Below are 8,859 nucleotides of genomic sequence, written 5' to 3' on the forward strand. Positions count from 1 at the left end.
CACGCGCCGGAGATAATGGCTATGCACACGCCAGGAGATGGTGCCGCACGAAGGGCATACCCCTGATCGGTGACTGGAATGCACAGTGATGGTCACGCGCTGTGAATCAGCTTGGATCTGATCCACGATCAGGCCGGGCGGGATCAGAGCCGAGGGCGGCAAGCTTCGGTGCATGATGCTGCCTCCTTCTGGGAAAACAGCACTAATCCAGTCCTCAACTGCACCAAAACTGCGTCAGAGCCAAGATTGGACGCCGATCAAGGATCAGCTTTGCGCGCCGATTGACACTGAGAATCCGAGTCGGCGAAATCATGCTCATTTGAGCAGCTTTACGACAGCGCGCGCGATGAACTCCGAACACTCACGCGCCGATCGTGTATGATGGCGTTGCTCTGGGTCCGTCCTTATCTGCTGCGGATTCTCAAGATCGACCGGCCCAATCAGTTCTGGGCCGCCGACATCATTACGTTAGGAGGCTTGCTCTATATGGTGGCGATCATCGATTGGGCAGCCGGGCGGTGCTCTCGTGGCGGCTGTCCAACACCATGGACGTGTCGTTCTGCAGCACCAGATGCAAGCCGCCTAATCTGCAACCCAGATGAGCCGGAGCCTCTCTTAAATCAGGCCACCCTCTGTCTCAAAATCTCTGACGACGGACAGTCGTGGAGGAGTCCGCGTTGACGCCGCGCTCGTGTATCACCTCGGCGAGATCACGGTAGCTGATGCCGTACTTACAGGACCAGCGCACGCACAGCAGGATGATCTCGACCGGAAAGCAACGGCGCTTGAAGATCCGCACGGGAGCGGCTCCGTATAGACCACCCCTCGTTACGCTACCCTTGTGGGCGGGCAAACCCACGTAGCTGTCTTTTCGACCCATGCTCATTTTTCCTAATGAGGTGCCTAGATGTGATCTGACTCACGTCCGTCCCACGCGGTTATGGCATGCTGGTGTCGTGGGGACGACGATCGGACCCGCAGTCGCGCGCAACACGCGAGCTTTGCTGGACAAGGAGAATTGCAATGTTGCTTGAGAAAGATGAAAGCGTTGCAGTGCCGTTGCTGGCCGAAAAAACCGAGACAATCGTGGGCGTTTTAGTGCCGTTACAGGCTGAAGAAATCGATGCAGTCGCTGGCGGGGTGTCCATCTACGTTGATGGAATGTATCAAGGCGAGGGATCGTTCGACTATTGGCCGTGGCCGGGCGGGCACTCGATGAGCGGCGCCCCAGTGGTTTTCAAGTAAGCTGGACCCCGCAAAACATAATTGCGCAGGGGGATGCAACCTCTGGGATTACCTCCCGAAGGCGGGCTGTCAGAGCGTCTGCATCGGGTGGAGGCTGAAAACGCGCGCAGTGCGGCTGACAGCAACACGCGTGAGCGTGCGCGCGTGGTGCTTGTGAGGGCGAGCTGCTTCCGGCGCTGCGGCGACACTGTCAGCGAAGAGATCAGGCGTCGCGCGGGGTTCGCTATGCCCTCTTCGGAATAATGCAATAAAGCGCCCGTGACAGCGCCCGCGGCGCCTTATTCCGAAGTGACCGCGAAATGGAGTCCGGTCGCGTCAGTCACGACGCGACCGAGCAGAAACACCACGATGCCTCCGCTCTCCGTCTCTCCGCGAGCTAGCGCCTCACGCAAACGGCCGAGGGGCTAATCGAACGCCGGACAGGGAAGGGGAGAGCGGCTCTTGTGTGCAATCTCGATCGGACAGACCGCGACACCAGTTGGCGCCGCGAGAGGGCATGCGACGATGAACGCATGCTGGGTCGTAGGCGGTCTTGCGGTGACGCAGACTGCAGCATCCGCCAGCCAGATGGGCCGCTTTGAGACCGAGGTGCTGACCCAAGAGGGAAACCTATTTGCATTGACTGGTCTATCCGGGCGCTGGATCGACTGCATCCATGCCCGTCATCCAGTCCAGGTGATCGTTCTCGACATGGACTCCAGCGTCAGCCCCACCTTTGGCGAGCAGGAGGGCAGCGCCTACAACGGCCGCTTCGGCTGCAGCTGCTATCACCCGCTGTTCGTGTTCAACCAATTCGGCGACCTGGAATGCTGTGCCTTGCGGCCCTGTAATGTCCACTCCGCCGAGGGCTGGCGTGACGTGCTCGAACCCGTGATTGCGCGCTACCGGGACCGGGTGAAGCGGCGCTACTTCCGGGCCGATGCGGCGTTCGCCTCGCCCGAGGTCTACGAGTTCCTGGAGGTGGAGGGCTACGCCTACGCAATTCGCTTGCCCGCCAATCCGGTGCTGCAGCGGCGCATCGGCCCTTTGCTCAGGCGTCCGGTAGGCCGTCCACCCCACGAGGTCCGCCGCTTCTATGCCAGCTTCCGCTACCAGGCCCAGACCTGGAGCCACTCACGCCGGGTTGTGGCCAAGGTCAAGTGGCATCCCGGCGAACTCTATCCCCGTGTCGGGTTCTTGGTGACCGATCTGGCACGCCCGCCCGAGCGTGTGGTGGCCTTCTACAATCAGCGCGGCACGGCGGAGCAGTGGATCAGAGAGGGCAAGAATGCAGCGAAGTGGACGCGCCTGTCCTGCCGCTCGATGCGGGCCAATGCGGTGCGTCTTCAGCTTCATGCTTTGGCTTACAACTTGGCCAATTTCTTTCGCACTCTGGTTCTGCCGGACGAGATCGAGCGCTGGTCTCTGACGACCCTGCGCGAGAAGGTGGTCAAGATCCGCGCGAAGGTCATCGCGCATGCCCGCTACACGGTTTTCCAGATGGCCGAAGTAGCGGTCTCGCGTGATCTGTTCGAGCGTATCCTGGCGATGATCAACGCACTGCGACCAAGGCCGGTGGTGCGATGTCGGGCCTGAGAGTGGAAACGGTCACCGTGGAGCCCTATGGGAGAGGTACGCCCAATGCCTCTCGTTATGGGCGGAAACAGCCCTGCCGGGTAGGTGTGACAGGCGGTCGGGGTCAGTTCAGGCAAGAGACCAGCCCTTTGATGCTGTTCAGAGGTGGCCTTCTGCGCTATCGCCCTCTTAAAAGCGCGTCAGTCGGCCCTCGATCTGAGGAATGCCGGCTGAACGCCAACCAGACGGTTGGCGTGACCCTATTTGCACAATCAGCCGAGGATCTTTGGCGGGCTATGTTGCAGAAGGCATTTGCCTGGTCGCTCCCGGCCCAGCACAGGTCTGGGAGCTAGGTGCCGGCTGGAGAGCAAGGTTCACAGAAGCGCGACTATGTGACTATACTCCTTGCCTACGCCGGATTTGGAGCAAAGCCTGTCGATTCAGGTAGGATCGCGTGGTGGGGTGACCTCCCGACCTGCTGGGCAACGCGCCACAAAAGAAGCCCCGCGACGGGTCTTGCTAACCTCTGCGAGAGGATTGTCGATCCTCGCGTTCGGCTAATTGCGCCGCAAACACCGCCGGCTGCAACGGAAGCACGAAGCACGAGTGCTGGCCGGCTCCTTCGTCATTCCGCTGACTGTAGTGTGTAGGGCACCCGTCGAGGGTTCTGGGGGCCACCACCGACGTTGATCTCGACCGCACAAGTGCCAGTGGCTTTGTGGCGCATCGATGAGGGGATGAGCCGCAACGGCCGACCGAAAACGTGGGAAGCGTTTTCGGTCGGTCTAACCAAAGCCAAGCAGCGGCTTGATCACCCTATAATTGCCGTGGATTATAGCCGGCAACTGCTCTCTTAGACGGATCCCTTCCAGGTATCGGGATCGAAGAGATCGGCTGGATCAAAGCCTGCAGCCTCCTGATCCACGGATTTATCGTAGCCTTCCGCCTGAGCAATTCTCCCGCCGCTGACCAACTCGAGTTCGTCCTCCACCAAGAGCCGGGTTGATGTGTCATTCGTCAATTTCATCAGGACCAGCTCGCACAGTCCTTGCTCATTTTTGTTTGGATTCATAACAGTTCCCTTCTGGTCTGGTTAGTCGAGCGTCACTCGACATTTACGAGCAGCTTGCCGCGCGGTGATCCGGCACACATGAAGTTCTTCATATGGGGTGCCCGAACCCGAACAGCGTACATGAGGTTAGGTGCATTGCGCTGTGCTCCGGCGCATCGACAGCACGCCAGCGATCTGATCCGCCCGCGAAGGACTTATGCGCGGCCTATCAGCCCCAAATGCCGCTATCCACGTCGCCAGCTGCACGACCGGAACACCTAGATAGGCTACGGTCAGTAGTGTCTCAGTTTGAATGTAGCGGCTGCTGATCCACCATCGAAACGCGCGGCGGCGATGCCAAAACCAGCAAACTGTGAACTCCTTCACTGCAACGCGCGATCACAGGTTTAAAATAGAAACCAGTCATCTGATTGACGAGTATTCGAACGGAGCATGACACGATGACGACACTTACTGTAAGTGAGGCGAACACGACGGAATTGCTGCACCCGGATAGGTGCGAGACCGCCGCGATCCGAGATCTTGAGCCGCACGAACTGGATGCGGTCGGCGGGGGGCGGGAGATCGTAGACCTGAGGCCTCTTCAGGGTTATCCGGATCTGGCCGTCATGTCCTTCCTCGCAGGCTTCTATCGAACCTGCGGGTGCTGACCCGCAGGTAACCACGTCGCCACTTGATCCCGGATGTGGCAGACGCCACGCGTGCGCCTGTTCGCGAGCGTCATGGGCGGGATCTTGCGGCTGTTGGCGTCGTAGGCGCGGCGGGGGTTTTAGGGAGGGCGGACCGTTGGCCCTAGGAAGACCGCGCCCGGTGCGCCTGCGCCAAAATGGACGAGCATAAAAATTGGACCGCAACAGCTGCGACTGGGCAAAGTGTGACCGGCCCATAGAAGCTGCGTTGCCCAAGGACGTTCGGGTGACAGCCAAACGATCATTGTTTCGTCAAGAAGCCATTGCGTTCCACCAGCGCCACCGCCAGTGGGGCGAGGTGGTCCTCCTGCTGCCGCTCTCAACCAAGATCCTGGCATGGTCGGCCGTCGCGCTGGTGGCGGTCATCTTCGTCTTCCTCTTCCTTGCGCAGTACTCCCGGAAGGAAACCGTCGCCGGCTATCTCACTCCCGCCACCGGCACCGCGCGTATCTTCGCGCCTCGGCTCGGCGTGATCCGGGCCGTGCATATCGAGGAAGGCCAGCAGGTCGAGGAGGGGCAGCCGCTGCTCACCATCGACACGGGTCAGATCGCGGCGACGGGCGAGGACGTGAATACCACGATGCTCGCGACCCTGAACCAGCAGCGCGAGTTCCTGAGCCGCCAGATCGACGCGGAGCAGCAGCGCACCGAGTCCGAGCAGCAGCGGCTCACTGCCACGATCCACGGGCTCGGGACGGAACTCGTCCACCTCAAGAGTCAGGTCGCCCTCCAGACCGAGCGGATCCGCCTCGCTGAGACGCTCGTTGCCCCGGCGACCCAGCTCAGCGCTAAGGGCATCATGTCGGATATCGAGCTCAAGCGCCGGCAGGAGGCCCTTCTCGAGCAGAAGCAGAACCTCACCGCTCTGCACCAGCAGATCGCGGCCCGCCAGAGCCAACTTGCCGAGACCCGCTACTCCCTCGAGCAGGTGCCGGTCGTCATCGCAGAGAAGATCCAGCTCCTACACAACGAGCTGGCCAGCACCGAGCAGCGCATCGCCGAGGTCAACGGGCGCCGCGCCTACGTGATCCGCGCCCCGACCACCGGGCGGGTGTCCGCCCTCCATGCCACCCTGGGGCAGACCGCCGACCCGAAATTCCTCCAGCTCGCGATCATGCCGCCGGACGCGGAGCTCCACGCCGTGCTCTTCGTGCCGACCCGCGCCATCGGCTTCGTGCGGATCGGGCAGCCGGTCCGCATTCTATACGAGGCATTCCCCTACCAGAGCTTCGGCACCTATGCCGGGCGCACGATCCAGGTCTCCCAGACCGTCCTGACCGCCTCTGATGTCGCGGTGCCGATCCAGCTCAAGGAGCCCGTCTACCGGGTTACGGCTGTTCTCGAGCGGCCCGATATCGATGCCTACGGCCAGAAAGTCCCGGTCCAGCCGGGCATGATGCTCAAGGCCGACATCATCCTGGAGAAGCGCTCGCTGATGAACTGGCTGCTCGACCCGCTCCTCAGCGCCCGGACATGAGCAGCGCGCTCCTCAACTTCACGGGCCGCCGCCAGCTTCCGGTGGTGATGCAGACCGAGGCTGCCGAGTGCGGCCTCGCCTGCCTCGCCATGGTGGCGTCCTATCATGGGCACAAGACCGACCTGAATGCGCTTCGCCGCCGCTTCTCGGTCTCGCTCAAGGGCGTGACCCTGCGCGGCCTGATCCAGCTCGCAGGCCAGATGTATCTCGCCTGCCGGGCGGTGCGCTTCGAACTCGGCCATCTGCCGCAGCTGCGGCTCCCCGCGATCGTGCACTGGGACCTCAACCACTTCGTGGTCCTGAAGGCGGTCACGCGTAAGGGAGTGGTGATCCACGATCCGGCGTCCGGGGAGAAGCACTACCGCCTGGAGGAAGCCTCGAAGCACCTGACGGGCGTCGCGGTCGAGCTTTCTCCAACGGAAGCCTTCGAGGCCCGGGACGAGCGGACGCGTCTCCCGCTCAGGGAGTTCTGGGTGCATGTCCGCGGCGCACCCCACGCGCTGGTGCAGATCGTGGCCCTGTCGATCGTCCTCGAGATCCTGGTGATCGCGAGCCCCTTCTACATGCAGCTCACCATCGACGAGGTGATCGCCCGGGGCGACGTCGACCTCCTCCTCGTGCTCGCCCTCGGCTTCGGGCTCCTGACCGGGATCACCGTCGTGTCGACGGCGCTCCGGTCGCATATCGTGCTGATTGTCCAGAACACGCTGCATTTCCAGATCGGGGTGCGCCTGTTCCACCACCTGGTCCGGCTGCCGCTCTCGTTCTTCGAGAAGCGTCACATCGGCGACGTGCTCTCGCGGTTCGGGTCCATCGAGCCGATCCGCAACCTCCTCGCCGAGGGGGTGATCACGGGTGTGATCGACGGCCTGATGGCGATTGCGACGCTGGTGATGATCTTCATCTACAGCCCGCTGCTCGCGACCATCGTCCTCATCGCCGTGGTGCTCTACGCGGCCGTGCGCCTCGCCCTCTTCCCCTTGCTCCGGGAGCGCAGCGAGGCCGCGATTCAGAGCAAGGCGCAGGAGAACTCCACCTTCATCGAGACCGCCCGGGCGATCCAGAGCCTAAAGCTGTTCAACCGGGAGGACGAGCGCGAGGGCCAGTGGCTTAACCGCTATGCGGAGGTGGTGAACGCCAACGTGAGGCTCGGCCGGGCCAAGGTGACGTTCAAGACCATCAACGACACGATCTTCGGGCTCGAGAACATCGTGGTGATTTACCTCGCGGCCCGGCTCGCCCTCGACAATGCCCTCACGGTCGGGATGATCTTCGCGTTCATGAGTTACAAGCGCCACTTCACGGAGAAGACGGTGCTCCTTGTCGAGAAGGCGCTCGAGTTCCGGATCCTCGGCCTTCATCTTGAGCGCCTCGCCGACATCGCGCTCACCCCGATAGAGCGCGGGCAGGACCAGCCGCTTGCCTACACGCGCCCCATTGAGGGCCGGGTCGAGCTGCGAAACGTATGCTTCCGGTATGCGGAGACCGAGCCCATGATCCTGGAGGATGTGAACCTGACCGTGGAGCCGGGCCAGTTCATCACCGTCATGGGTCCCTCGGGCGGCGGCAAGACGACGCTCGCCAAGATCATGCTGGGGCTCTTCGAGCCGACGAGCGGCGAGGTCCTGATCGACGGAACGCCTCTTTCGGTAATCGGGCCGCGGGCCTACCGCGAACAGGTTGCCGCCGTGATGCAGGAGGACCAGCTCCTGTCTGGCTCCATGGCAGACAACATCTGTTTTTTCGATGCGGTATTTGATCATGAGCGGATGATCGAGTGCGCGAAAATCGCCCAGATCCACGACGAGATCATGGCATTGCCCATGGCCTACAACACCCTGATCGGCGACATGGGAAGCTCGCTCTCCGGCGGCCAGAAGCAGCGGGTGCTGCTCGCGCGCGCGCTCTACCGTCAGCCCAGGATCCTCTTCCTCGATGAAGGCACCGCTCACCTCGACGTGGAGAACGAGCGGCACATCAACGAGAGCCTGCGGGAGCTGAACATCACTCGGATCAGCGTGGCGCACCGCCCGGAGATGATGGCCGGCGCCGACGGCATCCTATATGTCGAGCATACGGCCCGGCTGTCCGGCCCCCCGGCGCGAACGGCCGTACCCGGCCCGCGACGCTCCGGAGCAAGGGGCGGGAGAAGACAGAAGGCGCGCGATAACGAACAAGGGGATAATCGCGCAGCCGGACGGGAGGATCAAACCGCTAAGCCATAAGCGAATCGCACGGCGCGCGAGTCGGGGCATCGTCCCCGCTTCGGCCAATGAGCGTCTGTCTCTAGAGCGTCGGACTGGAAATCTGTTTCAACGGGTTTTGGTTTGAGTCGACCTGTGATTTCCTCTCCGTGTGAGGGAGGCGGGTAAGAGCCCGCTCGACCGGATCAGGCTGCTGCCGGAAGAAGGGATGAAACCGGACGTCTGACCTGGCGGCGGTGAGCCGCTCGTCGCTGTAGGTCGCGGACATCTTCCATCGTCATGGCGCCGCCTGGCGCGCGGCCCAGACCGGCCGGCTTAGCCTCGGCCAAGTGAAGACAATGGCGGCGATCGAGATCTGCCGCACCGCAGCCCTCGGTGGCTATGTCGAGACCTGTGAGGACTACGGCCACAGCCGCATCGCCTACAACTTCTGCCGCAACCGGTATTGCCCTAAATGTCAGGGCGCGGCGGCACGGGAGTGGCTCGCCGCGCGCGCAGCCGATCTCTTGCCGGTCGACTACTTTCACGTCGTGTCCACACTGCCGGTCGAGATCGCTGACATCGCATATCAGAACAGGGCCTGTCGCAAACTCTGGCGTCGGCCGCAGGATGGGCCGT

General features: G+C 62.4%; 7 protein-coding genes and 2 pseudogenes. 7 read left to right on the forward strand and 2 right to left on the reverse strand.

The genetic code is table 11. The features are described 5' to 3' along the window. Positions 1-402 precede the first annotated feature (402 nt). A pseudogene (locus tag BN1233_RS50045) lies at positions 403-563 on the forward strand (IS3 family transposase); the annotation flags it as partial. A 74-nt stretch (positions 564-637) separates the two neighbouring features. On the opposite strand, the gene BN1233_RS51295 reads toward BN1233_RS50045, so the two are convergent. Further along, a complete protein-coding gene (locus BN1233_RS51295) occupies positions 638-880 on the reverse strand; it encodes an IS6 family transposase (RefSeq protein WP_046867597.1) in 243 nt (80 codons plus the stop codon). Between the two features lie 143 nt (positions 881-1,023). Here BN1233_RS51295 and BN1233_RS31355 point away from each other — a divergent pair, with 143 nt between their 5' ends. Next, positions 1,024-1,245, forward strand: a complete 222-nt coding sequence (locus BN1233_RS31355) for a hypothetical protein (protein WP_046867598.1) — start codon at positions 1,024-1,026, stop codon at positions 1,243-1,245. Positions 1,246-1,764: 519 nt separating this feature from the next. Then, positions 1,765-2,820: pseudogene (locus BN1233_RS31360) on the forward strand (IS1380 family transposase); the annotation flags it as partial. Between the two features lie 832 nt (positions 2,821-3,652). Here the strand turns inward: BN1233_RS31360 and BN1233_RS31365 are convergent. Continuing rightward, complete coding sequence (locus tag BN1233_RS31365; RefSeq protein ID WP_154678319.1) at positions 3,653-3,826, reverse strand: hypothetical protein; 174 nt, start codon at positions 3,824-3,826, stop codon at positions 3,653-3,655. A 485-nt stretch (positions 3,827-4,311) separates the two neighbouring features. On the opposite strand from BN1233_RS31365, the gene BN1233_RS31370 reads away from it, so the two are divergent. The 4 genes from BN1233_RS31370 to BN1233_RS31390 form a co-directional block, all read left to right on the forward strand. Further along, entirely contained in the window at positions 4,312-4,521 is a 210-nt protein-coding gene (locus BN1233_RS31370; protein ID WP_046867600.1) for a hypothetical protein, read from the forward strand. A 265-nt stretch (positions 4,522-4,786) separates the two neighbouring features. Beyond that, positions 4,787-6,037, forward strand: a complete 1,251-nt coding sequence (locus tag BN1233_RS31375) for an HlyD family secretion protein (RefSeq protein WP_046867601.1) — start codon at positions 4,787-4,789, stop codon at positions 6,035-6,037. After that, positions 6,034-8,262 carry a peptidase domain-containing ABC transporter gene (locus BN1233_RS31380; RefSeq protein ID WP_082145761.1) on the forward strand — a complete coding sequence of 743 codons (2,229 nt, stop codon included), beginning with the start codon at positions 6,034-6,036 and terminating at the stop codon, positions 8,260-8,262. Before BN1233_RS31375 ends, BN1233_RS31380 begins: the two co-directional genes overlap by 4 nt. Before the next feature lie 245 nt (positions 8,263-8,507). Continuing rightward, positions 8,508-8,859 (forward strand): transposase zinc-binding domain-containing protein (locus BN1233_RS31390; RefSeq protein ID WP_244470934.1); only part of this gene is annotated, 352 nt, incomplete at its 3' end.

Source organism: Microvirga massiliensis (genome assembly GCF_001006805.1).
Lineage (GTDB): Bacteria > Pseudomonadota > Alphaproteobacteria > Rhizobiales > Beijerinckiaceae > Microvirga > Microvirga massiliensis.